The following is a 25,202-nucleotide window of genomic DNA, read 5'->3' as shown; positions in this document are numbered from 1 at the left end:
GCGGGGGCGGCGGCACGGGGAGGGAGCGGCAAGATGAGGCGTGGGTATCGCTCCCACCAGCAGCGTCTCTCGTCAGGGGTTCTCCCTCCCAGGTCCCGTTGGTCCCTTCGCAGCGCTGAACGGCCCCGCTTCGACAAGGAGGTTCAGCCTGTTGACCACGCCGATCACCCCGTCGATGCGATACGTCAGCCAGATCGCCAGCGCGGCATCGACACGCTGCTCCGCGGTCCCTTCGAGGGTGACCATGCCGTCGCGTACCGAGACGGCCACGCTGTGGGCCGGCAGGCCCAGGCCTCGGTCCAGCACCTCGTCGAGGACGTCCCGTCGGATCTCGTCGTCCGTGCGCAGGAAGACCCGCAGCAGGTCCCGGCGGGTGGCGATGCCGATCAGCCGGTCCGCCTCGTCCACGACCGGGAGACGTTCCACGCCGTGTCTCTCCATCAGCCGGGCCGCGTCCCCGATGCGCTGTTCCGGATGCACGGTGATCGCGGGCGTCGTCATCAGCTCCGCCGCCGTGGTGGCGCCGGCCACCGCGTCGGCACGCCGCGTGGAGCGGCCCCGCCAGGGGATGCGGGGACGCCGAGCCCAGCCGTCCGCGGACCGGGCCGCCTGGCGCCGGATCAGATCGGTCTCGCTGATCACTCCCACGACCTTGTCGTCGTGATCCACGACGGGCAGGCCGCTGATGCCGTGCCGGTTCAGCAGACGCACCAGTTCCTTGAACGGCGTCCCCCGGTGCGCCTCTACGACCTCCCGGGTCATCACCTCACCCACGATGCGGGTCATGCCGACCACCTCCTGGTCACCTGGTGTCGCTCGTCCCGGTGCCGGGGAGGGCCGCGCGACCGGCCTCCAGCCGCGCGACCGGGACGCGGAACGGCGAGCAGGAGACGTAGTCGAGGCCCGCCGTATGGAAGAAGTGGATGGATTTTGGATCCCCGCCATGCTCGCCGCAGACGCCGATCTTCAGGTCGGGACGGGCGGCACGGCCTTCGTCGGCCGCGATCCGGACCAGACGGCCCACGCCCGCGCGGTCGAGCGTCTCGAACGGGGAGGTGGCGAAGATGCCTTTGTCGAGATAAGCGGAGAAGAACGCCGCCTCGACGTCGTCGCGGGAGAACCCCCAGGTGGTCTGGGTGAGGTCGTTGGTGCCGAACGAGAAGAACTCCGCCTCCTCGGCGATCCGGCCGGCCGTGAGCGCGGCCCGGGGCAACTCGATCATCGTGCCGACCGGACAGCGCACCGGGATGCCGGCCTCCTCGGACACCTCGGCGAGAACGTGTTCCACCTCTTGGCGTTCGATGCGCAGTTCCTCGACGGCGCCGACCAGTGGAACCATGATCTCCGCCTTCGGAGACCCGCCGGACCTCGTGCGTTCCACGACCGCCTCGGCGATGGCCCGCACCTGCATGGCGACCAGCCCCGGCACGACGAGGCCGAGGCGGACACCGCGCAGGCCGAGCATCGGGTTCTCCTCGTGCATACGGTTGACGGCATCGAGCAGCTCGGTGTCGTGGCGGTCGGGCGCGGCGCCCCGAGCCCCAGCGGTGGCGATGCGCACGGCGAGTTCGGTCCGGTCGGGCAGGAACTCGTGCAGGGGCGGGTCGATGAGCCGGATGGTTACCGGCAGACCGTCCATCGCCTCCAGAATGCCGACGAAATCTCGCCGCTGGAGCGGCAGCAGCGCGCTCAGCGCCTCCTCGCGCTCGGTCTCGTCGCGGGCCAGGATCATCGCCTCGACCAGCTTGCGGCGCTCGCCGAGGAACATGTGCTCGGTGCGGCACAGCCCGACGCCCTGCGCGCCGAACCGCCGGGCGCGGGCGGCGTCCTCGGGGGTGTCTGCGTTCGCCCGCACCTCCAGTCGCCGGGCGCCGTCCGCCCGTTCCATGGCGTGGGCCACGGCGTCCACCAGTCCCTCCGACCGCTCGCCCGTCTCGAAGTACCGCATCACGGCGGAGTCGACCAGGGGAGCCGCACCCAGGTACACGGTCCCCGCCGAGCCGTCGACGGAGATGACCGTGCCCTCCACGACGGTGGCCTCCCCCACGGTGAAGCGGCGCGCCCCGGTGTCCACGGTGAGTTCCTCGGCACCGCACACGCAGACCCTGCCCATGCCTCGGGCGACCACGGCCGCGTGGCTGGTCTTGCCGCCTCGGCTGGTGAGTACCGCCTGCGCGTCGATCATGCCGGGGAGGTCGTCGGGGGTGGTCTCCTGGCGTACGAGGACGACCTTCTCGCCCGCGGCGGCCCGACGGACGGCCTCGGCCGAGTCGAAGACCGCGGCGCCCACCGCGGCACCGGGCGAGGCCGGGAGTCCGTGTGCCAGTGGCTCGCCGACTGCCGAGGTGTCGAAGCGTGGGAACATCAGCCGCGCGAGCCCGTCCCCGCCGACCCGGGCCAGACTCTCGTCGCGGGAGATCAGCCCCTCGTCGGCCAGCTGCGCGGCGATGGCGAACGCGGCCTCGGCCGTGCGCTTGCCCACCCGGGTCTGGAGCATCCACAGTCGGCCGCGCTCGATGGTGAACTCGACGTCGCACAGATCCCGGTAGTGGGTCTCCAACGTCCGCAGGTGACAGAGGAGTTGCCCGTAGGAGCCCGGGTCCAGCTCCTCCAGGGCCGTCAGCGGTACGGCGTTGCGGATGCCGGCGACGACATCCTCGCCCTGCGCGTCGGCCAGGTAGTCGCCATAGAGGCCGGGCAGTCCCGTGGCCGGATCGCGAGTGAAGGCCACGCCGCTGCCGGAGTCGGGGCCGAGGTTGCCGAAGACCATGGTCTGCACGTTGACCGCGGTGCCCAGGTCGTCGGCGATGTGCTCGCGACGGCGGTACACGCGGGCGCGCTCGCCCCTCCAGGACTCGAAGACGGCGAGGACCGCGCGGCGCAACTGCTCGTCAGGGGACTGCGGGAAGTCCTCGCCGGTCTCGCGACGGATCAGCGTCTTGTACGTCTCGACGAGACCGGACAGGTCCGCCGCGTTCAGGCCCAGATCGTTCGCCGCGCCCCGGTCCGTCTTCAGGTCGGACAGGGCCTTCTCGAACAGTGAGCTGTCGACGCCCATGACGGTGCTGCCGAACATCTGTATGAGCCTTCGGTAGGAGTCCCAGGCGAAGCGCTCGTTCCCGGACGCCTTCGCCAGGCCGAGGACGGAGTCGTCGCCGAGGCCGATGTCGAGGATCGTCTCCATCATGCCGGGCATGGAGAACCGGGCCCCGGAGCGGACGGACAGCAACAGGGGGTCGTCCGGCTGCCCCAGCAGCCGTCCGGCGGCCCGCTCCAGCGCGGTCAGGCGCTCAGCGATCTCGAGGGCCAGACCGTCCGGCTCGGCGCCAGTGGCGAGAAAGACCCGGCAGGCCTCGGTGGTCACCGTGAATCCCGGCGGAACGGGCAGCCCCAGCCGGGTCATCTCGGCCAGGTTCGCGCCCTTGCCGCCGAGCAGGTCGGCCAGGTCACGGCTGCCCTCTGCGAAGTCGTACGCGTAACGGACCATGGCGCCGGTCTCCTCCGTCGGTCTGCGGGCTGGACACAGCTCCAGCGTCGGACTGCAGGAACGAGAGGGGCAGGGGCTGTCGGTCCCCTCCGCGGGGCCGGTCGGCCCAGGCGGGAAACACCGTGCACTCGGCCCCATGCGCTACCGCGCGCTGCGGCCGAGCACTAACGTGGCACATGATCGGACCGGAGGGCGTCCGAGTGCTTGAGGGGACCTGGAGGAACACCGGTGGGAAGCCCCGAGGAAGCCCGCGTACGGCTGCCTCAGCTGCGGCTCGACGAGCTGCTGGAGGAGCTGCAGGCACGGCTGGACGCGGCCCGCGGCACCCGCGACCGGGTGCACAGCCTGCTGGAGGCGGTGCTGGCGGTCGGCCGGGAGCTGGACCTGGAACAGGCCCTTCGCAGCATCGTGGAGGCGGCCGCAGTGCTGGTCGACGCCGAATACGCGGCGCTCGGTGTGATCGGACCGGACGGAAAGCGCCTGTCCGCCTTCCACACGGTCGGGATCAGCGAGGACCGGATCGCCGAAATCGGCTCGTACCCTGAAGGTCACGGCATTCTGGGCGAGCTGATCCGCCACCCGGAGCCGCTGCGCCTGGCGAAGATCTCCGATCACCCTGCCTCGTACGGCTTCCCGGCCCACCACCCGCCGATGAACACCTTCCTCGGCGTCCCGATCCGCGTGCGGGATCAGATTTTCGGCAACCTCTACCTGACCGAGAAACGGGACGGCTCCCAGTTCGACGAGGACGACGTCTCGGTCACGCTGACCCTCGCCGTCGCGGCCGGAGTCGCGATCGACAACGCCCGGTTGTACGCCGAGTCCCGGCAGCGTGAGCGCTGGCTGCGAGCGAACGCCGAGATCACCCACAGCCTGATGTCCGGGGGTGAGCGCGCTGAAGTCCTCGGTCTGATCGCCGAGCGGGCGGGCGACATCACCCAGTCCGCGCTGGCGGCGGTGGCGCTGCCCATGGAGGACACCGGGTCGCTCGCTGTGGAGATCGCCGTCGGGATGGATGCCGGGGCGCACCGAGGGCTCGTCCTGTCCATGGACAAGAGCCTCATGGGACTGGCCTTCGCCGGCGCAGCTCCGGTCACGAGCGCCGATGTCGGCCACGACGAGCGGATCTCTCTCGAGCCTCCCAGGTTCGGTGGACTCGGCCCTGCCGTGGCCGTGCCGATCGGCACGGGCGAGGCGGGCGCACGAGGCGTGGTGCTGCTGGCACGAGAGGCTGGAGGGCCTGCGTTCTCGGAGTCGGAGACCGAGACGTTGCAGGCCTTCGCCGCGCAGGCCGCCGTCGCCATGGAGCTGGCGGAGCGCCGCGAGGACGCCGAGCAGATCGCCGTGCTGGAGGACCGGGACCGGATCGCCCGCGACCTGCACGACCTGGCGATCCAGCGGCTGTTCGCCACCGGCATGACCCTTCAGAGCGCGGGCCGTTTCATCGAGCACGAAGGTGCCTCCGAACGCGTGGCGCGCGCGGTGGACGACCTCGACGAGACCATCAAGATCATCAGATCGACGATCTTCGGGTTGCGCACCCGCGACGGTACCGCGGAGGCCGGTCTGCGGGCCCGTGCCGTACGTGTCGTAGGGGAAGCGGCACCGGTCCTGAGCTTCGCCCCGAGCGTGCGGATGGAAGGCCTGCTGGACACCGACGTACCGAAGGAGACCGCCGACCACGTGGTGGCCGTGCTCTCCGAGGCACTGACCAACATCGCCCGGCACGCCCGGGCGAGCCGGGCCGAGGTGGTCCTGGCCACGGACGGCCGCGAGGTGCGCCTGTCGGTCACCGACAACGGCGTCGGCTTGCCGGCCGACGGCCGCCGGAGCGGGCTGCGCAACATGGCAGAGCGGGCCGAGAAATTGGCCGGCGGACTGGAGATCGGGAAACCCGAGGGCGGCGGGACCACGCTGACGTGGCGGGTGCCGTTGCAGAAGGCGTAGGACGGGCAAGGCGGACCCGGTGGTTCGTGACCGAGCGCTCAGGTCCGTGCGTCAGCGCCGTCCGGTCCCGGAGCCACATCGCGGGGCGCCTCACAGCGGCACGGCGTGGCGGGGAGGGAAGGACGCCGCCCGCTCCTCGCCGACCTGATGACGCGGTGCGCGACCGTTTCCGGCCGTTTCTCGCGTCTCCCTCGGGCGCCCTTCCCACCACCTTCAGCACATCATGCGGGTCCCTCGGTCGCCAGGGCCGAACGACCCGGTCAGGGGAGACCGGCGGCAGACCGGCCAAGTCCAGTAGCACGGCCTCCTTGGACGACGGGCCCGCCCCGCAGACCACGCCCCCTGAGCGTCCGTCGTCGTCCACCACCAGCACGGTGGTGGGGGCCGGTCGGGCCCCTGACGGGGACCTCAGGCCCCTGCTGCCGCCCGGGCCAGTTCGGAAGACTGACGGGGCATCTCTGAAGGAGGTCCGCACATGTCCGCCATCACCGTCGGTCTCGACGGCTCGCCCGAAAGCCTCGCAGCCGCAGACTGGGCCGCTCGCGAAGCGGCACAACGAGAGGTGCCCCTGCATCTTCTTCATGCAGGAGAACCGCTGCGCTCGACGTACCTGTCTTTCGTGGGAGATCCTGCGTCGGTCGTGATCGACGCTCAGCGAGAGTGGGCCGCCGACCTGCTGCGCGAGGCGAGGTCTCGGGTCACGGAGCTCCACCCTGGCCTCCGGGTCACGACCGAACAGGTGGAGACGGGGGCTGTTCCTGCCCTTCTGGCAGCCACCGAGGAAGCCGGATTGCTGGTCCTGGGATCCAGAAGGCTTGGCGCAGTGGCCGGGTTCCTGGTCGGTTCTGTCGGGCTGGCCGTGGTGGCGCGTACCGAGCACCCCGTCGTTCTCGTGCGAGCCGGTGGGCATGCGGAGGATGAGCGTCTGCCGGATGCCGCAGGTGCGCGGGCGACGAACACTCCGTACCGCGACGTGGTTCTCGGGCTGGACGTCGAGGACCCGGCCGACGTTGTCATCGAGTTCGCGTTCGAGGCCGCCCGGCGTCGAGCCGCCGGTCTGCGAGTGATCCACGGCTGGAATCCGGCGGCCGTCTACGGCTACGGTGCCGTGCTGGACTCGGGCCTCAACGCCGAATTGGCGGAGGAGGCACAGGTCGGACTGACTGATCTCCTGCGGCTCTGGAAGGACAAGTTCCCCGGCGTGGAGGTGACAGCGCAAGCCGTCATCGGCGGTGCCGGCCGTCATCTCGTGCACGCTTCACGGGACGCGGCGCTCGTCGTCGTCGGACGGGGCAAGCGCCAGGCCTCCATCGGCAGCCGCATCGGCCCGGTGACTCATGCCGTGCTCCAGCACGCCTCCGCACCGGTCGCGGTCGTGCCCCACGCCTGACGAGCGGAGGATACGGCGCCGTCCGGGTCCATCAGTGGCCCGCATGATGGAGCGGCTGCCCGGTTTCCCCGCCCTGCCCGAGCCGTTCGGCGGGGGCGACGGAGGTTGGCCCGTAGTGACGCCAGACCCAAGGAGTTTCTGATGGCTCGTCGGTAAAGTCAGCAAGGGGTCAGCGCTCGTCCGACCAGAGCTGCTCACAGACACCCGCACTCTGCAATCGAGGGGAGCTCTGGCCAGCCGCCTCAAGCAGACGGGTCAGCGCACTCTTCCGCGTGGTTTCAGCGGCACCGGCGGCAGCTCCGGGGCGGGCAGCGGACCTCCGTCGTAGCCCTTCACCTCGCCGAAACGGGTGCCCTTCATCCAGTCCTCGCGAGCCTGCACGATCTCCTCCTGGGACCGGCCGACGAAGTTCCACCACATGACCAGCTCCTCCTCGAACGGCTCGCCGCCGAGGAGCATCAGACCGGCGTCGGACTCCGCGCGCAGCGGCAGTTCGGTGCGGCCGCAGCCGAGGTAGAGCAGGGAACCGGGGAGCAGCGGGACGCCGTCCACGTGGACCTCGCCGGACATCGACAGCACGCCGTACTCGAAGTCGGGGTCGAGCGGCAGCCGTACGTCCGCGCCGTGGGCGAGCGTGAGGTCGGCGCCCACGAGGGGGGTGTACGCCGTGCCGGGTGAGAGGGCGCCGTCGAGGTCGCCGAGGAGCACGGTGGCGTGGAGGCCGGGGGCCGTGACGACGGGCAGGTCGGGGTGGTGCTCGAAGTGGGGGTCGGTGTGCCGGTGCGCGTCCGGCAGCGCCACCCACAGCTGGGCGCCGTGCAGATACCGGGCGTGTGAGCGCGGGCTCTCCTCGGAGTGGCTGATGGCGCGCCCCGAGGTCATCAGCCCGAGTTCCCGGGGCCGGACCGTCTGGAGGCTGCCCGTGGAGTCGCGGTGCAGCACCTCGCCCTCGTGCAGCCAGCTGACGGTCTGCAGACCCATGTGCGGGTGCGGCGGGACCTGCATGCCGGGTTCGTCGGCGATGTCGTCGGGGCCGTAGTGGTCGACGAAGGCCCAGGCGCCGATCATGCGCCGGCCCAGGTTCGGCAGCAGCCGCCGTACCTCCGTCGATCCGCCGAGCTGGACACGGCGGGGGCTCAGCAGCTCGCGGACGGGCTCGGCGACGACGAAGCCGCGGCCGCCGCACACGCTCGGCACGGGCGAGCGGTCAAGGTTGCTCATGCGGCCCAACCTAGCGGTCGGGTGCGCGGGCGCGCAGCGGGGACAGCGGACGGGCGCCCGCCGCGCCATGCCCCCGGCGGCTCCAGGGCCCTCAGCCGTCGAGGGTGGCGGCGAGTTCAGTGGTGGCCCGCACCATCTCGGCGTCGGGCTCGGGCTCCCGCTGCAGTTGGCGCAGCACGTCGCGCTGGGCGTGGACGGCATGCCGGGCCTCGCGCTCCCACCCCACGTAGTCGTCGGGGTGGTGGTGCAGTTTGGGATACGTGGCGGCGGTGGTCTCCCACTGCCGGGCGTCGGCGATGCTCTTGAGCAGACGCAGTATCTCCGCGCGGCAGGTGACCTGGGGGAGCCGGACGAGTTCCCAGAGGAAGGGCACCGTGGCCGCCGTCGCCTGGTCGACGACGAATCCGAACTGGCAGATGCGTCGACGTAGTTGGCCCAGTGCCGGGCCGGCGCTGTCGGCCTCGCCCCGGGCCAGCGTGATGAGCAGGGAGGGGATGGCCGCGGCGGAGCCGGTGGAGTCCTTGATGTCGGGCCACGGCACGTGTCCCAGGCCTGCGAGCGGGGTGGTTCTCTTCGTGGCAGTCATGTCAGAAGTCAGGGGTCGGGCGTCGGGGATCAGAGAGGGGGACGGGTCGGCAGCATGGCCCAGACGGTCTTGCCCACGGGGAAGCGGCGGGTCCATCCCCAGTGCTCCGAGAGGGCTTCGACGATGTGCAGTCCGCGGCCGTGCTCGAGGAGGTCGTCCGTGGACCGGGGGCAGACGGGCAGACCGTCGCTCGGATCGGTGACGGCGCACACCAGGTGCGAGCGCCGCAGGGTGAGTCTGAGCCGCACGGGGAACCGGTCCGTCCCGGCGTGGGGGAGCGCGTGCAGGACCGCGTTGGCGGCCAGTTCGGTGACGACGGTGATCGCGTCGTCGCCGCAGTGGCCCAGGGACCAGCAGTCCAGCGTGCGATGGGTGAAGTCGCGTGCCCGGGCGAATCCCTCGCCGCTGCCCGCGAGGTGCAGGACGGCGGTTCTGGGCGAGTCGCGGACGGAGACGGACTCAAGAGTTCGGAACTGCGCAGGTGATGACACGGTGCATCTCCCTGAGGTGACGTCAGAACGGGGCGCCGGAAGAGCGGTTGACGACAGGGCTATTATCCACGCTGACGATGTCCTCGTGCAATTTCACGGGAAATTGCGCGCACAAGTGAGGAGAGTGCGATGCCGTCGGTGCCGAACGGAGTGCGGGCGAGCTCGCTGGGCGTGCGCTGGATCAAGAGCAGCCACAGCAACGCCGAGGGCAACTGTGTCGAGGTCGCGGCCCTCGACGGGGGAGGTGTCGCGCTGCGCAACTCCCGTGATCCCGACGGGCCCGCGCTCGTGTACACCCCGGCGGAGGTGGCCGCGTTCGTGGCCGGGGCCAAGGGCGGGGAGTTCGACCACCTGGCGTGAAGGCGGCGTGAAGGGCGGTGGGGAGTCCCCGCGGGTCACGGGCCCGGGCGACCGGGCCGGGGCGGACTGGCCGGAAAGCGATCGGCCGGAGACGGGCCGGCCGGGGAATCCGGCGGTTCCGAAGGGCTCGAAAGGGGCTCAATTCCCCTCCCCCGTGCGGCTGGAGGGCTTCGGATGCGATACTTTCGGTCTGTCGTCTGCCGGTCCACGGGGAGTCAGGATGTCTGTCGAGTCGCCTCGCGTCTCCCGCCTCGAACCGTATCTGAACCGGGGCGAGCCCGCCCCGACCTTGCTGAAAATGCTGGTCGGCGTACAGCTGGCGGGCATCCGGGAGGACACCGGCCTCTCCCAGGAGCAGGCCGCGCGCTCCCTCGGGTTCAGCCCGGCGAAGCTGTCGCGCATCGAGGCCGGCAAGGGGCGCAGGCCGCCCGTCGAGGCGGACGTCCGCGCGCTCCTGTCGTTGTACGAGACCGAGGACCACGAGGCCTCCGTGCTGCTGCGCCTGCTGCGGCAGGCGGGGGAGCCGGGCTGGTGGCAGCGGTACGACAAGCGGCTGATGCCCGAGTGGTTCGACCGGCTGGTGGGGCTGCAGGAGGCCGCCACGGCGATCCGCACCTTCGAGATCCAGTACGTGCCGGGTCTGTTCCAGACGCCCGCTTACGCGCGCGCCGTCGTGGAGCGCGGGCTGCCGTCGGCGACGCCACGGGAGGTGGAGCGCCGGGTCGAGCTGCGGACCCGCCGCACCGAACTGCTGCGGCGACCGGACGCCCCGCAGGTGTGGGCGATCCTCGACGAGTCGGTGCTGCTGCGGGTGCTGGGCAGCCGAGAGGTGATGCGGGAGCAGCTCGCCCACCTGATGGAGCTGGCGGCCCTGCCCCATGTCACCGTCCAGGTGGTGCCGCTGGACGTCACCCATGCCTCGGCGCCCGCCATACCGGTCACCTATCTGCGCTTCCCCGGCGTCGACCTGCCCGACGTCGTCTATCTGGAGCAGATCAGGAGCGCGACCTTCCTCGAGGACCGGGACGAGACGGAGGAGTACCGGGTCGCCCTGGACCGGCTGGCCGACGAGGCGCTGAACCCGCGCGAGTCCGTCGCGCTGCTGGAGTCGACCGCGCGGCAGCGCTATCCCTGACCTGCGGCGGCCTCCCGGACGGGCAGGCGTGCCCCGGGGGTGTGTCAGCCAAGTCGGCCGACGCCGCCGAACTCGATCCACTCCTGGGTGAGCTGACGGGGCGCCACCTCGGTGTCCGGTCGCCAGGCCGAGACCTCGACCAGTCCGGGGTGCAGGATCTCCAGGCCGTCGAAGAGCGCGGCCACGTCCTTCTCCTGGCGCACCCGGCCCCAGTGGCCCTGGGTGGCCTTGTCCATGAAGTCGGTGACGAACGCCCTGACCTCGGCGTCCTCGCTGACCAGCTGGCACATCACCAGGCAGCTGCCGGGCGCGAGGCGTTCGCTGACCCGGCGCACCACCGCCTGCGGCCCGTCGACCTCGCTGTCGGGGATGCAGTGGAAGACCGAGTTGAACAGCACGGCGACCGGCTGTGAGAAGTCGATCAGCCGCCGGGTGTCCTCGTGGTCGAGGACGGCCTCCGTCGCCCGCAGGTCGGCGTGGATGACGGTGGTCCGCTCGTCCTGCTCGAGCAGGGCCCGGCCGTGCACGAGGACCATGGGGTCGTTGTCGACGTAGACGACGCGTGCGCTCGGGTCGACGCGCTGGGCGACCTGGTGCACGTTGTCCTGCGTGGGCAGACCGGAGCCGTGGTCGAGGAACTGCCGGATCCCGTGCTCCTGCGCCAGGGTCCGCACGGCCCGCTGCAGGAAGCGCCGGTTGTTCAGCGCGAGGGCACGCGTGCTCGGGACGACCTTGTCCAACTCCTCGCAGGCGGAGCGGTCGGCCGCGTAGTTGTCCCGGCCGCCCAGATAGTGGTCGTACATGCGCGCGGCCGTCGGGATCGTTTCGTCGATCTTCGTGGACAGCTGCTTGCCCGGCTGCATCTCTTCCCCCAGGATCCCCGCCGTGCCGTGGACCGGCGCGGCCGACAACACATCCTAGGGAAGGGCCAGTTGGCGCCACCACCCCCTCGGTCGACGGTCCCCGGAAGGGGGCTGCCCCCTCCCGCCGTCCCGGACTGACTGGACGACTGGTCCAAGTGCTGGATTCGTGGTCTAATCGCTGCATGGAACCCCAGGATCCGCAGGCCCTGCGGGAAGAGGAGCGGGAACGGGAACGGGACGCGATCCTGCGCGCCCTCGTCCCCGTCGTCGACGGCATCGCGGCGACCTTCGGCCCGGTGTGCGAGGTGGTGCTGCACGACTACCGGCGGCCGGAGAAGTCCGTCGTCGCCGTCGCCGGGGCGGTGACCGGACGGACGGTCGGCGGCGCCATGAGCGAGATCGGCATGCGGGTCCTCGCCCGCGGGGACGCCGCCGCGGACGAACTGAACTACGTCACCCGCGCCGGCGCCGGAAAGCTGGTGAAGTCGTCCACGATGGTGCTGCGCGACTCCACGGACGCGGTCTTCGGCGCCCTCTGCGTCAACGTGGACGTCACCGAGGTGGACCGGGCGCGCGCGGTGCTGGCCGCACTCGCGGGGACGACGACCGGGCCGTCCGACCCGCCGGCGACCACCTTCGGCGACGACATCGACTCCGTCGTGGACGCCCTCCTCGACGCCCATCTGCTGCGCCAGGACCAGACCTGGGCCGGCCTCGACCGGCCACGCAGGCTGGCCCTCTTCCGGAGCCTGGACGAACGCGGCGTGTTCGCGGTGCGCCGCGCGATCGAGCAGACCGCCGCCCGCCTCGGCATCTCACGCGCCTCCGCCTACACCTACCTCTCGCAGGCCAGAGCCACCCCGGCGACCGGGGCGGACGGCGCCGACGACACCCCCTGAAGGAGCACCCTCGTGACGACCACGCCCCTGCCGATCACCTTCGACGACGTCCGCGACGCGGCCGCCCGGCTCAAGGGCGTCGCACACCGCACCCCCGTGCTGCGCTCCCGGACGCTCGACCGGATCGTCGGCGCCGAGGTCCTGCTGAAGTGCGAGAACTTCCAGCGCGTCGGCGCCTTCAAGTTCCGCGGCGCCTACAACGCGGCCTCCCGGCTGGCCCCCGAACAGCTGGCCCGGGGCATCGCCGCGTACTCCTCCGGCAACCACGCCCAGGCCGTCGCCCTGGCCGCCCGGGAACTCGGCACGACCGCGGTGATCGTCATGCCCGAGGACGCGCCGCGCTCCAAGCGGGCGGCGACGGAGGGCTACGGGGCCGAGATCGTCACCTACGACCGTTATGCCGGTGACCGCGTCGCCATCGCCGAGGCCCTGGCCGCCGACCGCGGCCTGGCGCTGATCCCGCCCTATGAGCACCCGCACGTCATGGCGGGCCAGGGCACCGCCGCACTCGAGCTCCTGGAGGAAGCGGGCGAGCTGGACGCCCTGCTGGCCCCGGTCGGGGGCGGCGGACTGATCGCCGGCAGCGCGACCGCGGTCAAGGGACTGCGGCCCGGCATCCGGGTGGTCGGCGTCGAGCCCGAGGCCGGCGACGACACCAAGCGGTCCCTGGAAGCGGGCCGCCGGGTAGAGATCCCGGTGCCGCGCACCATCGCCGACGGGCAGGCCCTGCACACGCCGGGCGAGCTGACCTTCTCGGTGAACCGGCGGCTCGTCGACGCGATCGAGCTGGTCTCGGACGACGAGATCCGGGCCGCCATGCGGTTCGCCTTCGAACGGCTGAAGATCGTCGTGGAGCCCAGCGGCGCCACGCCGCTCGCCGCGCTCCTCGCCGGACGGGTCGACGACCTCCCCCGGCGCGTCGGCGTGATCGTCTCCGGCGGCAACGTCGACTCCGGCCGCTTCGCCGAGCTGTGCGGCGACGCCGTCTGAGGCCGGCACACCCCGTATGGCGGCCCCCGGTGGACAGGCGGACGATGGAGGCGTAGGGGGCGCGGCTCCCGCCGGTGGCGTCCAGGTCCGCCGGGGAGACCGCCCCCGGCCGTGGTCAAGCGCGGCAGGAAGGGAGGAGCGTCATGATGGAAGTGAAGACGCTCGACAAGCCGGACGAGCGCCGCGATTTCCCCCGCGGCCACATCGAGGCCGTCCACATGACCGGGCTCGACTTCGCCAGGGCGACCTTCGAACCCGGCTGGCGCTGGACCGAGTCGCTGGCGGGCGTCATGGGCACGGACACCTGCATGATCCACCACAACGGCTATGTGGTCTCCGGACGCATGCACATCACCATGGACGAGGGCGGCGAGAGCGAACTCGGCCCCGGCGACGTGTTCGTCGTCCCGCCCGGCCACGACGCGTGGGTCGTGGGCGACGAGCAGTGCGTCGTGTACGACTTCGCCGGGGCGATGGCCACGGAGTACGGGAAGGCCAAGGAGGCCTGAGGACCCGCCCGGACCGGCCCGGACCCATCCGGCACGGGCCCACCCGGCACGGTCCCCGGCGCTCTAGACGGGAAGCAGCCGGCCGATGAGTGCGCCGAGCTGGAGGGCGTTGCGGCATTCGTGCATCGCGACCAGCTCGGCGTACTCGGGTGCGGCCGAGTCGCCCGTGCCCCACAGGGACCGGGGCTCCGGGTTCAGCCAGTGCAGATGGCGGGCCTGTCCGGCGATCCGGCGCAGCGCGGCCAGGTTCGGGTCGGCCATGTTCGTCCGGGCGTCGCCGAGCACGAAGACCGTGGTGCGGGGGCCGACCGCGGCGCCGTACCGCTCCACGAACTCGCCCAGGGCGACGCCGTAGTCGCTGCTGCCGTGATAGCCCGTCAGCCGTGCCTCGGCCCGGATGCGGGCGCCGAGGCCTCCGGGATCGGCCGCGCCGTGTTCGAGCAGACCGGTCACCTCGTCGATCCGGTTGACGAAGGCGAACACCCGCACCTTGGAGAACTGGTCGTGCAGCGCCTGCACCAGCAGCATCGTGAAGTCGGAGAACCCCGTCACCGAGCCCGACACGTCGCACAGCAGCACCAGTTCGGGACGGACCGGACGCCGACGGCGCAGCACGGGCCGCATCGGCACGCCGCCCGTCGAGAGCGAGGCGCGCAGCGTGCGCCGCAGATCGATGGAACCCCGGGCGGCCCGGCGGCGGCGCGCGGCCATCCGGGTGGCCAGCTTGCGGGCCAACGGCTGCACCGTCCGCCGCAGTTCGGCCAGCCGGTCCTGGCCCGCGTACAGGAAGTCGACCCGGTCGGCGGTCGGGGCCACCGCCCGGCGGGCGATCTCGTCCCGCCCGCGCCGCTCCGCCACCCGGCGGCGCGCCTCCCCGGCCACCAGGCCGCGGAACGCCTCGATGCGGCGCCGGATCTCGTCCTCCAGCAGCCGGTCGGCGAAGCCGGAACCGCCGCTCCGCGCACGCATGTCGTTCCGCACCCGCGCCAACAGCGTCTGCGGGCGCAGCCGTTCGAGCGTCTGGTACGACGACCAGCCGTCCGCACCCGGCGAACTCCCGTACCCGCCCAGCCCGTCGACCGCCTCGATCGCCAGCCGGCCCAGCATCGCGTCGTCGCCCTCGGCGAGTGCGGCGGCCAGTCGCTCGCGCAGGTCGTCGCGGTCGCCCGGTTCGCCCCCGGGCGCGCCCACGCCGCGCGGGAAGTACAGGTCGAAGACGGTGTCGAACACCCGTCGCTGGTCCTCCGAGTGCAGCAGCGTCGCGGCCAGTCCTTCGCGCAGCAGTGCCCGGTCGACGAATCCCAGCGCCGCGGCGGCCTCGGCGGCGTCCACGGTCTCGCCCGTGCCGACGCGGACGCCGTGGGCGCGCAGCGCGGCGACGAAGCCGGCCAGCCGGTCGGCGACCCGGGCGCTCACACGGCGTCCAGGTCGAGCTTGGCGCCCGCCTTGAGGACGTCGTCCTGGTGCTTGAGGATCACGCCCAGACTGTCACGGACGACGTCCTCGTCCAGGGCGTCGGCGCCGAGCGCGAGGAGCGTGCGCGCCCAGTCGATCGTCTCCGCCACGGACGGCGCCTTGCGCAGGTCCATCGCGCGCAGCGCGCCCACCACCCGGACCACGGACTCGGCCAGCGCCGCGTCGATGCCGGGCACCTTCAGCCGGACGATCCGCCGCTCCAGCTCCTCCTGCGGGAACCCGATGTGCAGGAAGAGACAGCGGCGGCGCAGCGCCTCCGACAGCTCACGGCTGGCGTTGGAGGTGAGGACCACGAAGGGCCGCCGGGTCGCGGTGATCGTGCCCAGTTCCGGAACGGTGACCTGGAAGTCGCTGAGCACCTCGAGGAGCAGTCCCTCCACCTCGACGTCGGCCTTGTCGGTCTCGTCGATCAGCAGGACGGTCGGCTCGTCGCCGCGGATGGCGGTCAGCAGCGGGCGGGGGAGCAGGAACTCCTCGCTGAAGACGTCCGTGCGGGCCTCGTCCCAGGTCTCGTCGCGGCCGGCGCTGATGCGCAGCAGCTGCTTGGCGTGGTTCCACTCGTACAGCGCGCGGGACTCGTCGACGCCCTCGTAGCACTGCAGCCGCACCAGCCGGGCGCCCGCCACCTGCGCCACGGCCTTGGCCAGCTCGGTCTTGCCGACCCCGGCCGGTCCCTCCACCAGCAGTGGCTTGCCGAGCCGGTCGGCCAGGAAGACGGTGGTGGCGACGGCGGGGGAGGCCAGGTACCCGCTCTCGGCGAGCCGGTCGCGGACATCGTCGACGGACGTGAACAACGGGGGCCTCCGGCGGTCGGCGCGGGCTGGGAGCGTGATCCGCCCACTATCTAAGCGCTTGTTCACCGAATTTGTCATCAGCGTCCCTCACCCCGCAGCTCGCTCATCGCCGTGACTCACCCCGACCCTCGGCGCAGGCCTGCGGTGCCGTCCCTCGCCGCCGGGGGCGTTGTCGGTGGCGGGCGGTACGTTGCGGGACATGGGTGTGTATCTGGTGAGCGTGGACGGCCGGGAGTGGTTCGGGCGGGAGGAGGGCGGACACGGTGACACGGCCTCGGGACTCAACGAGCAACTGCGGCGGCGCGGACTGCCACCGTACCTGCCGGCGGAATCCGCAGGGCGGGCGCGGTGCCGGTTCGAGGAGAAGGCGAGCCCGTCCATGGACGGCTTCGCCGCGCTGTGCCGGGCGCACCTCACCCGGGCCGAGGAGGAGACGCTCCTCGGCTGGACCGTCCTGGTGCCGGTCTCCCTCGACCGGGAGGTGGAACTGCCGATCGGCGGCGCCTACGCGGACGAGACGCTGATCGCCGGGGCACCGCAGGTCCTCGCCCTCGCCGAGCGGCTGGCCCAGGCTCTCGACCTGCCCCTGGACGCGATACCGGAGACCGGCGGCAACCTCGAGCTGACGCGGTGGTTCCTTGACGGCGAGGCGAGCACAGCGGCCATGGCGCGGCCGGGGCCGTGGGCCGACGACCTTCAGGCGGCCTTCTACACGGCCCTGTACCTGCGCGCCGCCCGGTACGCGCTGCGGCACGGCTGCCCGATGACCTGGTCCTGACCCACGGCCCCGGCCGCGCGGCGAGAACGCCGTGGGACCGGGCCGTCGTCGCGGGGCGCCGGAGTCCGTGTGACCTGCCCGGGCGTGGGAACCCGGCCGACATGGACGATCATGCGCAGCTCCACGGGTCGTACTGGCTGGACACCGCGCCCCCCGGCGCCCCGCTGCCTCCGCCGGAGGGACCGCTCACCGTGGACGTCGCGGTCGTCGGCGCGGGCATCGCCGGACTGAGCACCGCGTGGGAGCTGGCCCGGCGGGGACGCTCCGTCGCCGTGCTGGAGGCGGACCGGATCGCGGCCGGGGTCACCGGGCACACGACGGCCAAGGTCAGCGCCCTGCACACCCTGGTCTACGACCGGCTGCGCCGCACCCGGGGCCCGGAGGCGGCCGCGCTGTACGCCCGCTCGCAGTCGGAGGCCGTCCGGCACGTCGCCGCGACCGCCGACACGCTCGGCGTCGACTGCGACTGGGAGGAGACGGCGGCCTACACCTACGCCGAGGACGCCTCCCGCACCGACGCCCTGAAGGCGGAGGCGGAGGCCGCCCGGGAGGCCGGGCTCCCGGCCGCGTACGTGACCGACACGGACCTGCCGTTCCCCGTCGCCGGCGCGGTCCGGGTCACGGGGCAGGCGCAGTTCCACCCCCGCAAGTACCTCCTCGCCCTCGCCGACGACATCCGGCGGCTCGGCGGCACGATCCACGAGCAGACCCGGGTCACCGGTCTCACCGAGGGCGACCCCTGCGTGCTCACCACCCGGTCGCCGGCGTCCGGCACCGAGGTGAGCGCCCGGTCCGTCGTCGTCGCCACCCACTACCCGGTCTTCGACCGGGCGCTGCTCTTCAGCCGGCTCTCCCCGCGCCGCGAACTGGTCGTGGCCGCGCCGCTCGACGCCATCGGCGCCCCGCTCGGCATGTACATCACCCAGGAGCAGAACACGCGCTCGGTGCGCACGGCGCCGACGGACGACGGCCGGCGCCTGCTCATCGTGACGGGCGAGCACTTCACGCCCGGCTCCGGCGGTGACGTCGAAGAGCGCTTCGCCCGCCTGTGCGCCTGGGCGACCGACCGCTTCGGCGATCTGACCTTCACCCACCGCTGGGCCACCCAGGACAACGACTCCACCGACTCCGTCCCGCTGGTCGGACCGCTGCACCCCGGCAGCCGCCACGCCTACGTGGCGACCGGCTTCGGCGGCTGGGGGATGAGCGGGGGCGTCATGGCCGGCCGTCTGCTGGCCGAGCGGATCACCGGCGGGACGAGTCCCTGGGACGAGCTGTACGACCCCCGCCGGCTGGCCTCCGTGGTCCGCGAGGGCGCCGCCTTCCTCAAGCAGCAGGCCGACGTGGCCCGGCACTTCGTTGGCGACCGGCTGCCCTCGCCCTCCGGGCCGTCCGTCGAGACCCTCGCACCGGGCGACGGCGCGGTGGTCCGCGTCGGCGGCGAGCGCTGCGCCGTCCACCGCGACGAGGACGGACAGCTCCACGCCCTGTCCGCGCGCTGCACCCATCTGGGCTGCCTCGTCGCCTTCAACCGCGCCGAGCGGGCCTGGGAGTGTCCCTGCCACGGCTCGCGGTTCGACGTGCGGGGCGCGGTCGTGCAGGGCCCGGCGGTCGACCCGCTGGAGCCCCGCGACCTCTGAACGGGCCCGGCGCGCCCGCCCGGCCGCGTCAGTCGACCAGGACGACCTCCAGCGTGCGCGGGCCGTGCACCCCCTCCACCCGGTCCAGTTCGATGTCGCTGGTCGCGGACGGGCCGGAGATCCACGTCAACGGGCGGGCCGGGTCGAGTCGTTCGAGGGCCTGCGGCACGGACGACACGAGCTGCCCGGGCACCCGCACCACGCACACATGGTGGTCGGGGACCAGGGTGATGCGGCGCCGGCCCTGCCCGGGGCCGCCGTCCAGGACGATCGTCCCGGTCTCCGCGATCGCCACCGCGCACGCCGTGACCACGCTGTCCACTCCGTCCAGCTCGTGCGCGGTGCTCTCGGCCCGGTCCTCGACCCGCTCGGCGTCCGCCGCCGACAGCCAGGCGGGGTCCAGCCCCGCCGGCGCGAGGACCGACCTCGTCCCGTGGACGGCGAGCAACCGGCCGATCAGGGAAGGGAGTTCGCTCTCCGTGCAGCGGTGCACGAGCGCCCGGTAGTCGGCCAGGTTCTCCGCCAGCAGCTCCGCCGTCTGCGCGGCGTCGCGCTCGCCGTGCTCCCGCAGGTACTCCCGGGCCACGGCCTCCCCGTACCCGGGGACCCGTCCGGACCCGCCCGACCCGCCCGACCCGCCGGACTCCGGAGCGTCGCCGCGAGGCACGTCGGCCAGCGCACGCCGGACCCGGCCCAGGATCTGTTCCCTGCTGCTCACTTCGCCGTCCCCTCGCCGGCGTCGCCGCCGTTGGTCCGCTGCCACCAGTCGCGGAAGGGTTCCGCGGGCACGGGCGGAAGATCCCGGCTGCCGCTCCACGCCCGGCCCGGTCCGGGCAGGGTGCGGGGGTGCAGGCGGCGGGTACGCGACGCCAGCCGCTGACCGGCGCGCAGCGCGCCGGGGCGGGCGAACGCCCAGCGGGCCGCCCGCATCGCCGCGCGCTCGGCGGCGTGGCCCTTGGCCGGCTTCAGCACCGTCCGGTTGCCCTCCAGGGTCACCGGCCCGCCCTGCACGACCCGTTCGCGCAGGTGCACCAGCACCTCCGGGATGTCGATGGCGACCGGGCAGACCTCGTAGCAGGCCCCGCACAGCGAGGAGGCGTACGGCAGCGAGGCGTCGATCTCGCTGCCGGTGCCCCGCAGTTGAGGGCTGAGGATCGCGCCGATCGGACCCGGGTAGACCGAGCCGTAGGCGTGGCCGCCGGCCCGCTCGTACACCGGGCACACGTTCAGACAGGCCGAGCAGCGGATACAGCGCAGGGCCTGCCGGCCGACCTCGTCGGCGAGGGTGTCGGTGCGGCCGTTGTCCAGCAGCACCAGATGGAACGTCCGCGGACCGTCGCCGTCCGTGGTGCCCGTCCACGTCGAGGTGTACGGGTTCATGCGTTCGGCCGTCGACGAGCGGGGCAGCGTCTGGAGGAAGACCTCCAGGTCGCGCCAGGTCGGCACGATCTTCTCGATGCCGACGACGGAGATCAGCGTCTCGGGCAGGGTGAGGCACATCCGCCCGTTGCCCTCCGACTCCACGACCACCAGGGTGCCCGTCTCGGCGACCATGAAGTTCGCGCCGGAGACGCCGACCCTGGCGCGCAGGAACTTCTCCCGCAGGTGCAGGCGGGCCGCCTCGGCGAGCTCGGCCGGCGTGTCCGTGAGGCCCTCCGGGGCCGGCCGCCCCCACCGGCTCATCTCCGCGGCGAAGATGTCCCGGATCTCGCCCCGGTTGCGGTGGATGGCCGGGACCAGGATGTGCGAGGGGCGGTCCTTGCCCAACTGCACGATCAGCTCGGCGAGATCGGTCTCGTAGGCCCGGATGCCCTCGGCCTCCAGCGCCTCGTTCAGCCCGATCTCCTGCGTCGCCATGGACTTGACCTTGACGACCTCCGACTCGCCGGTCTCCTTGACCAGCCGGGTGACGATCCGGTTCGCCTCGTCGGCGTCGGCCGCCCAGTGGACGGTGCCGCCGGCCGCGCTGACCGATTCCTCCAACTGGACCAGATAGCGGTCGAGATGCCGCAGCGTGTGGTCCTTGATCTGCTTGCCGGCCTCGCGCAGCGCGGCCCAGTCGGACACCTCGGCGACCGCCGCGGCGCGCTTGGCGCGGATGGTGTGCGTGGCGTGCCGCAGATTGGCGCGCAGAGTCGTGTCGCCGACCGCCTCCCGGGCGGCCTCCGGAAACGCCGGCATGCCGACGAACGTCCCGCTCACAGCGCCGGCTCCGTTTCCGTGCTCGCCAGGATCTCCGCGATGTGCACCGGCCGCATCCCGGTCCGCAGCCGGGCCATGGTCCCGCCGATGTGCATCAGACAGGAGTTGTCGGCCGCGCACAGCACCTCCGCGCCCGTCGACTCGGCGCTTCGCACCTTGTCGGCGCCCATCGCCGCCGAGACGTCGGAGTTCTTCAGCGCGAACGTGCCGCCGAAGCCGCAGCACTCGTCGGCGCCCGGCAGTTCCGCGAGCTCGAGCCCCTTGACCGCCTGGAGCAGCCGTCGGGGCCGGTCCCCGAGCCCCAGTGAGCGCAACCCGTGACAGGTCGGGTGGTAGGTCACCGTGTGCGGGTAGTACGCGCCGACGTCGGTCACCCCGAGCACGTCCACCAGGAACTCGGTGAGCTCGTACGTCTTCGGGACCACCGGGGCGAGGGTCGCGGCGAGCGTGTCCCCGCGCCCCTCCGCCCGGGCTCGCTCGCCCATCCGCGGATACAGCTCCCGCACCATCGCCCCGCAGGATCCCGACGGAGTCACGATCGCCTCGTACTCGCCGAAGACATCGGAGAAATGCCGGGCGAGCGGTTCGGCCTCATGGCGGTAGCCGGTGTTGTAGTGGGCCTGTCCGCAGCAGGTCTGCGCCATCGGGAAGTCGACGTCGATGCCCAGCCTGGTCAGCAGTTTCACCACGGCGCGGCCGGTATCCGGATAGAGCGTGTCGTTGACACAGGTCAGGAACAGGGCGACACGCATCGCGGCTCCTTGAGGGTCGGTCATCGGATGAATGAAGAGTAGCCCGCCATGGAGCTCCGGGGGAGACCCCGTCTCACCGTGTGGCGAGACGAGCCTGCGCCTCCCGCCACCGCTCCGCGTCGCCGCGCGGCTCGTAGCGTGTCAGCGGCTGGGTGCGGGCGAGCAGCCGGCGCATGTCGGCGCGGTCGCCGACCAGCCCGTGGGACCGGGCCTGGACGAGCACGTTGCCGAGCGCTGCCGCCTCCGTCGGACCGGCCACCACCGGCAGTCCGCAGGCGTCGGCGGTGAGCTGGCACAGCAGCGTGTTGCGGGTGCCGCCGCCGACGATGTGGACCACGTCGACGGCATGGCCGGCCAACCGCTGGGCCTCGTCGATCGCCCTGCGGTGCGCCAGGGCCAGGGAGTCGAGGATGCAGCGGGTGATCTCGCCGGGGGTGCCCGGAACCGGCTGCCCCGAGGCGCGGCAGGCCTCGGCGATCCGCTCCGGCATCCGCCCGGGCGGCAGGAAGACCGCGTCCCCCGCGTCCACGACCGAGCGCAGCGCGGGCGCCGCCGCCGCGTCCCGCAGCAGTTCCGCCAGGTCGGGGTGGTCCCAGGCGCGCATGCACTCCTGGAGCAGCCACAGTCCCATGATGTTGCGCAGATAGCGGACCGTGCCGTCGAGCCCCAGCTCGTTGGTGAAGTTGGCGGCGCGGCTCTCCTCGGTGAGCACGGGCGCCATGAGCTCCAGGCCGGCCAGCGACCAGGTGCCGGTGCAGATGTAGGCGAACCGCTCGTCGACGGCCGGGACGGCCGCCACGGCCGACGCGGTGTCGTGCGAGCCGACCGTGGTCAGCGGCACCGGCCCGGTGAGGCCCGTCTCCTCCAGCACCCGGTCCCGCAGCAGTCCCGCCGGGTCGCCGGGCCGCCGCAGCGGGGCGAACAGGGTGAGGTCGATCCCGAGCCGGTCGGCGACGGCGTGCGCCCAGCCGCCGGTACGGGGGTCGATCAGCTGCGTCGTCGAGGCGTTCGTCAGCTCCGTGCCCTGCTCGCCCGTCAGCCAGTACGCCAGCAGGTCGGGGATGAGCAGCAGCCGCCGCGCCTGCGCCAGCTGCCCCGTGGAGGCGGCGGCCGTCAGCTGGTAGAGCGTGTTGAACGGCGCGTACTGCAGACCGGTCGCCGCGTACAGCTCGGCCGCCGGCACGCTCGCCCACACCTTCTCGGCGACGCCGTCGGTGCGCGCGTCCCGGTAGTGCACGGGGTTGCCGAGCAGCGCCCCGTCGGCGTCCAGCAGACCGTAGTCCACGGCCCAGCTGTCGATGCCGACGGAGTCGACGTCGCCCGCCGCGCGCAGCCCGTCCAGCACTCCCGCGTACAGGGACAGCACGTCCCAGCGCAGCCCCTCGGGGAGGCGGACCGGGCGGTTGGCGAAGCGGTGCGCCTCGGTCAGCTCCAGCGTGTCGGGTCCGACGCGGCCGACCATGACGCGCCCGCTCGACGCGCCGAGGTCGACGGCGGCGTACGGCCGCACGGCCGTCACCGGAGGAACGCGGCCGCCACACCCGCGTCGACGGGGACGTGCAGTCCGGTGGTGTGGGTGAGCTCGCCGCCGGTCAGCGCGAACACGGCGTTGGCCACGTGCTCGGGCAGCACCTCGCGCTTGAGGATGGTCCGCTGCGCGTAGAACTCGCCCAGCTTCTCCTCCTCGATGCCGTAGGTGGCGGCCCGCTGGGCTCCCCAGCCGCCGGCGAAGATGCCCGAGCCGCGCACCACGCCGTCGGGGTTGACCCCGTTGACGCGGATGCCGTGCTCGCCCAGTTCGGCCGCGAGCAGCCGCACCTGGTGGGCCTGGTCGGCCTTGGTGGCGGAGTAGGCGATGTTGTTGGGCCCGGCGAAGACGGCGTTCTTCGAGGCGATGTAGACGATGTCGCCGCCGAGGCGCTGCGCGATCATCGTGCGCGCCGCCTCGCGCGAGACGAGGAAGGACCCGCGGGCCATGATGTCGTGCTGGAGGTCCCAGTCCTTCGCCGACGTCTCCAGCAGCGGCTTGGAGATCGAGATGCCGGCGTTGTTGACGACCAGGTCGACCCCGCCGAAGGCGAGCGCGGCGGCCTCGAACGCGGCGGCGATCTGCTCCTCGGACGTCACGTCGACGGTGACCGCGACGGCCTTGTCGGGTCCGCCGAGCTCCTCGGCGACGGCGGCTGCGTTCGCGCCGTTCAGGTCGGCCACGACCACACAGGCGCCCTCGGCGGCCAGCCGGCGTGCGATCGCCTTGCCGATCCCGCTGCCGCCTCCCGTCACCAGGGCGACCCGGGTGGCGAGCGGCCTGGGCTTCGGCATCCGCTGGAGCTTGGCCTCCTCGAGCGCCCAGTACTCGATGCGGAACTTCTCCGACTCCTCGATCGGCGTGTACGAGGACACCGCCTCGGCGCCCCGCATCACGTTGATCGCGTTGACGTAGAACTCGCCGGCCACCCGGGCGGTCTGCTTGTCCTTGCCGAAGGAGAACATGCCCACGCCCGGCACCAGCACGATCGCCGGGTCGGCGCCGCGCATCGCGGGGGAGCCGGGCTCGGCGTGCCGCGCGTAGTAGGCGGCGTACTCCTCGCGGTAGGCGGTGTGCAGCTCGCCGAGCCGGGCCACTGCGTCCTCCAGCGTTACGGTCGGCGGCAGGTCCAGGACCAGCGGCCGCACCTTGGTGCGCAGGAAGTGGTCGGGGCAGGAGGTGCCGAGCGCGGCGAGCCGCGGGTGCTCGGCCCGCGCGGTGAAGTCGAGGACGACGTCCGAGTCGTCGAAGTGCCCGACCTGCGGCCGGTCCTGTGAGGCGATCGCCCGCACGTACGGCGCGAGCGCGGCCGCCCGCTTCCGGCGCTCGCCCTCGGGCAGCGGGCCGTAGCCCTCGAGGACGGGCCCGAGGGGTTCGGTCCTGCCCTTGTCGGCGAGGAACGCCTCGGCGGTGCGGATGATGTGCAGCGAGTTGCGCTCGCACTCCTCGGCGCTGTCGCCCCAGGCGGTGATGCCGTGGCCGCCGAGGATCACGCCGATCGCCTGCGGGTTGGCCGCCTTGATGGCGGCGATGTCCAGGCCCAGCTGGAACCCGGGCCGCCGCCACGGCGCCCAGGCGACCGCGTCGCCGAAGCACTCCGCGGTCAGCTTCTCCCCGTCGGCGGCGCAGGCGAGCGCGATGCCGGAGTCCGGGTGGAGGTGGTCGACGTGCGGGGCGTCGACCAGTCCGTGCATCGCGGTGTCGATGGAAGGCGCCGCCCCGCCCTTGCCGTGCAGGCAGTAGTCGAACGCGGCGACCATCTCGTCCTCGCGCTCGACCCCCGGGTAGACGTCCCGCAGCGCCCGCAGCCGGTCCAGGCGCAGCACGGCCAGTCCGGCCCCGGTGAGCGTGCCGAGGTCGCCGCCCGACCCCTTCACCCACATCAGCTCGACGTCCCCGCCGGTGACGGGGTCCGTGTCGGAGCCCTTCGCTGACGTGTTGCCGCCGGCGTAGTTCGTGTTGCGGGGATCGGCGCCGAGCCGGTTCGACCGGGCGAGGAGAGCGGCGGCTTCGGGGTGGGTGGTCATGCGGAGTCCTTACTTCTCGAACGCGGGTGACGAAGCGCCCCGGGGGGCGCGGGGTGGTGTCGGCGATGCGGTTCCGCCGCCGGGTCGGCCGGCCACGACGGGCCCGCGGTCCGCGACGAGCAGGTGG

22 protein-coding genes are annotated in these 25,202 nt (G+C 72.6%); 9 read left to right on the top strand and 13 right to left on the bottom strand.

Translation table 11 applies throughout. The features are described 5' to 3' along the window. Positions 1 to 72: 72 nt before the first annotated feature. Complete coding sequence (locus OHS82_RS06165; protein WP_328433440.1) at positions 73 to 786, bottom strand: CBS domain-containing protein; 714 nt, start codon at positions 784 to 786, stop codon at positions 73 to 75. Positions 787 to 802: 16 nt separating this feature from the next. Continuing rightward, positions 803 to 3,487, bottom strand: a complete 2,685-nt coding sequence (gene ppdK, locus OHS82_RS06160) for a pyruvate, phosphate dikinase (RefSeq protein ID WP_328433439.1) — start codon at positions 3,485 to 3,487, stop codon at positions 803 to 805. Positions 3,488 to 3,715: 228 nt separating this feature from the next. Between ppdK and OHS82_RS06155 the strand changes: the two genes are divergently transcribed. Both OHS82_RS06155 and OHS82_RS06150 read left to right on the top strand, forming a co-directional pair. Next, positions 3,716 to 5,434, top strand: coding sequence for a GAF domain-containing sensor histidine kinase (locus OHS82_RS06155; protein WP_328433438.1), 1,719 nt, complete (start codon positions 3,716 to 3,718; stop codon positions 5,432 to 5,434). Between the two features lie 475 nt (positions 5,435 to 5,909). Beyond that, a complete protein-coding gene (locus tag OHS82_RS06150; protein ID WP_057577602.1) occupies positions 5,910 to 6,824 on the top strand; it encodes a universal stress protein in 915 nt (304 codons plus the stop codon). A gap of 255 nt (positions 6,825 to 7,079) precedes the next feature. Here the strand turns inward: OHS82_RS06150 and OHS82_RS06145 are convergent, their stop codons facing one another. From OHS82_RS06145 to OHS82_RS06135, 3 genes are all read right to left on the bottom strand, one after another. Beyond that, positions 7,080 to 8,045, bottom strand: a complete 966-nt coding sequence (locus tag OHS82_RS06145; RefSeq protein ID WP_328433437.1) for a pirin family protein — start codon at positions 8,043 to 8,045, stop codon at positions 7,080 to 7,082. Positions 8,046 to 8,136: 91 nt separating this feature from the next. After that, positions 8,137 to 8,631, bottom strand: a complete 495-nt coding sequence (locus OHS82_RS06140) for a hypothetical protein (RefSeq protein ID WP_328433436.1) — start codon at positions 8,629 to 8,631, stop codon at positions 8,137 to 8,139. 29 nt (positions 8,632 to 8,660) lie between these two features. Further along, positions 8,661 to 9,122, bottom strand: a complete 462-nt coding sequence (locus tag OHS82_RS06135; RefSeq protein WP_057577593.1) for an ATP-binding protein — start codon at positions 9,120 to 9,122, stop codon at positions 8,661 to 8,663. Between the two features lie 129 nt (positions 9,123 to 9,251). Here OHS82_RS06135 and OHS82_RS06130 point away from each other — a divergent pair, with 129 nt between their 5' ends. Together OHS82_RS06130 and OHS82_RS06125 are read left to right on the top strand one after the other, a co-directional pair. Continuing rightward, positions 9,252 to 9,482 (top strand): DUF397 domain-containing protein, encoded by a 231-nt coding sequence (locus OHS82_RS06130; RefSeq protein WP_057577590.1) that lies wholly within the window; start codon positions 9,252 to 9,254, stop codon positions 9,480 to 9,482. Between the two features lie 220 nt (positions 9,483 to 9,702). Beyond that, on the top strand, positions 9,703 to 10,617 hold the full coding sequence (locus tag OHS82_RS06125) for a helix-turn-helix domain-containing protein (RefSeq protein WP_057577585.1): 915 nt from the start codon (positions 9,703 to 9,705) through the stop codon (positions 10,615 to 10,617). A gap of 44 nt (positions 10,618 to 10,661) precedes the next feature. Here OHS82_RS06125 and OHS82_RS06120 read toward each other — a convergent pair whose 3' ends face one another. Then, positions 10,662 to 11,480, bottom strand: a complete 819-nt coding sequence (locus OHS82_RS06120; protein ID WP_328436033.1) for an SAM-dependent methyltransferase — start codon at positions 11,478 to 11,480, stop codon at positions 10,662 to 10,664. A gap of 182 nt (positions 11,481 to 11,662) precedes the next feature. Here OHS82_RS06120 and OHS82_RS06115 point away from each other — a divergent pair, with 182 nt between their 5' ends. From OHS82_RS06115 to OHS82_RS06105, 3 genes are all read left to right on the top strand, one after another. Then, positions 11,663 to 12,379: a helix-turn-helix transcriptional regulator gene (locus tag OHS82_RS06115; protein WP_057577583.1), complete on the top strand. Its 717-nt coding sequence runs from the start codon at positions 11,663 to 11,665 to the stop codon at positions 12,377 to 12,379. A 12-nt stretch (positions 12,380 to 12,391) separates the two neighbouring features. Beyond that, on the top strand, positions 12,392 to 13,369 hold the full coding sequence (locus tag OHS82_RS06110) for a threo-3-hydroxy-L-aspartate ammonia-lyase (RefSeq protein ID WP_057577581.1): 978 nt from the start codon (positions 12,392 to 12,394) through the stop codon (positions 13,367 to 13,369). 143 nt (positions 13,370 to 13,512) lie between these two features. Beyond that, positions 13,513 to 13,878, top strand: a complete 366-nt coding sequence (locus OHS82_RS06105; RefSeq protein ID WP_057577580.1) for a cupin domain-containing protein — start codon at positions 13,513 to 13,515, stop codon at positions 13,876 to 13,878. Between the two features lie 63 nt (positions 13,879 to 13,941). Here the strand turns inward: OHS82_RS06105 and OHS82_RS06100 are convergent, their stop codons facing one another. Together OHS82_RS06100 and OHS82_RS06095 are read right to left on the bottom strand one after the other, a co-directional pair. Beyond that, positions 13,942 to 15,294 carry a VWA domain-containing protein gene (locus OHS82_RS06100; RefSeq protein ID WP_057577578.1) on the bottom strand — a complete coding sequence of 451 codons (1,353 nt, stop codon included), beginning with the start codon at positions 15,292 to 15,294 and terminating at the stop codon, positions 13,942 to 13,944. Beyond that, positions 15,291 to 16,148, bottom strand: a complete 858-nt coding sequence (locus tag OHS82_RS06095; RefSeq protein WP_328433435.1) for an AAA family ATPase — start codon at positions 16,146 to 16,148, stop codon at positions 15,291 to 15,293. Before OHS82_RS06095 ends, OHS82_RS06100 begins: the two co-directional genes overlap by 4 nt. 199 nt (positions 16,149 to 16,347) lie before the next feature. Here OHS82_RS06095 and OHS82_RS06090 point away from each other — a divergent pair, with 199 nt between their 5' ends. After that, entirely contained in the window at positions 16,348 to 16,926 is a 579-nt protein-coding gene (locus tag OHS82_RS06090) for a hypothetical protein (RefSeq protein WP_328433434.1), read from the top strand. Positions 16,927 to 17,027: 101 nt separating this feature from the next. Next, positions 17,028 to 18,566: an FAD-dependent oxidoreductase gene (locus tag OHS82_RS06085; protein WP_057577569.1), complete on the top strand. Its 1,539-nt coding sequence runs from the start codon at positions 17,028 to 17,030 to the stop codon at positions 18,564 to 18,566. Between the two features lie 28 nt (positions 18,567 to 18,594). On the opposite strand, the gene OHS82_RS06080 is transcribed toward OHS82_RS06085, so the two are convergent. From OHS82_RS06080 to OHS82_RS06060, 5 genes are all read right to left on the bottom strand, one after another. Further along, positions 18,595 to 19,284 carry a LutC/YkgG family protein gene (locus tag OHS82_RS06080; RefSeq protein WP_057577568.1) on the bottom strand — a complete coding sequence of 230 codons (690 nt, stop codon included), beginning with the start codon at positions 19,282 to 19,284 and terminating at the stop codon, positions 18,595 to 18,597. Beyond that, positions 19,281 to 20,768 (bottom strand): lactate utilization protein B, encoded by a 1,488-nt coding sequence (locus OHS82_RS06075; protein WP_328433433.1) that lies wholly within the window; start codon positions 20,766 to 20,768, stop codon positions 19,281 to 19,283. The genes OHS82_RS06080 and OHS82_RS06075 overlap by 4 nt, the downstream gene beginning before the upstream one ends. Continuing rightward, a complete protein-coding gene (locus tag OHS82_RS06070) occupies positions 20,765 to 21,520 on the bottom strand; it encodes a (Fe-S)-binding protein (RefSeq protein ID WP_328433432.1) in 756 nt (251 codons plus the stop codon). Before OHS82_RS06070 ends, OHS82_RS06075 begins: the two co-directional genes overlap by 4 nt. A gap of 73 nt (positions 21,521 to 21,593) precedes the next feature. Beyond that, positions 21,594 to 23,030: a rhamnulokinase gene (locus OHS82_RS06065; RefSeq protein ID WP_057577672.1), complete on the bottom strand. Its 1,437-nt coding sequence runs from the start codon at positions 23,028 to 23,030 to the stop codon at positions 21,594 to 21,596. A gap of 5 nt (positions 23,031 to 23,035) precedes the next feature. Then, positions 23,036 to 25,075, bottom strand: coding sequence for a bifunctional rhamnulose-1-phosphate aldolase/short-chain dehydrogenase (locus tag OHS82_RS06060; protein ID WP_057577566.1), 2,040 nt, complete (start codon positions 25,073 to 25,075; stop codon positions 23,036 to 23,038). Between the last annotated feature and the right edge of the window lie 127 nt (positions 25,076 to 25,202).

Source organism: Streptomyces sp. NBC_00425, from assembly GCF_036030735.1.
GTDB lineage: Bacteria > Actinomycetota > Actinomycetes > Streptomycetales > Streptomycetaceae > Streptomyces.
The sequence above is the reverse complement of the archived record's forward strand: the minus strand, read 5'-3'. Positions and strand labels throughout refer to the sequence as shown.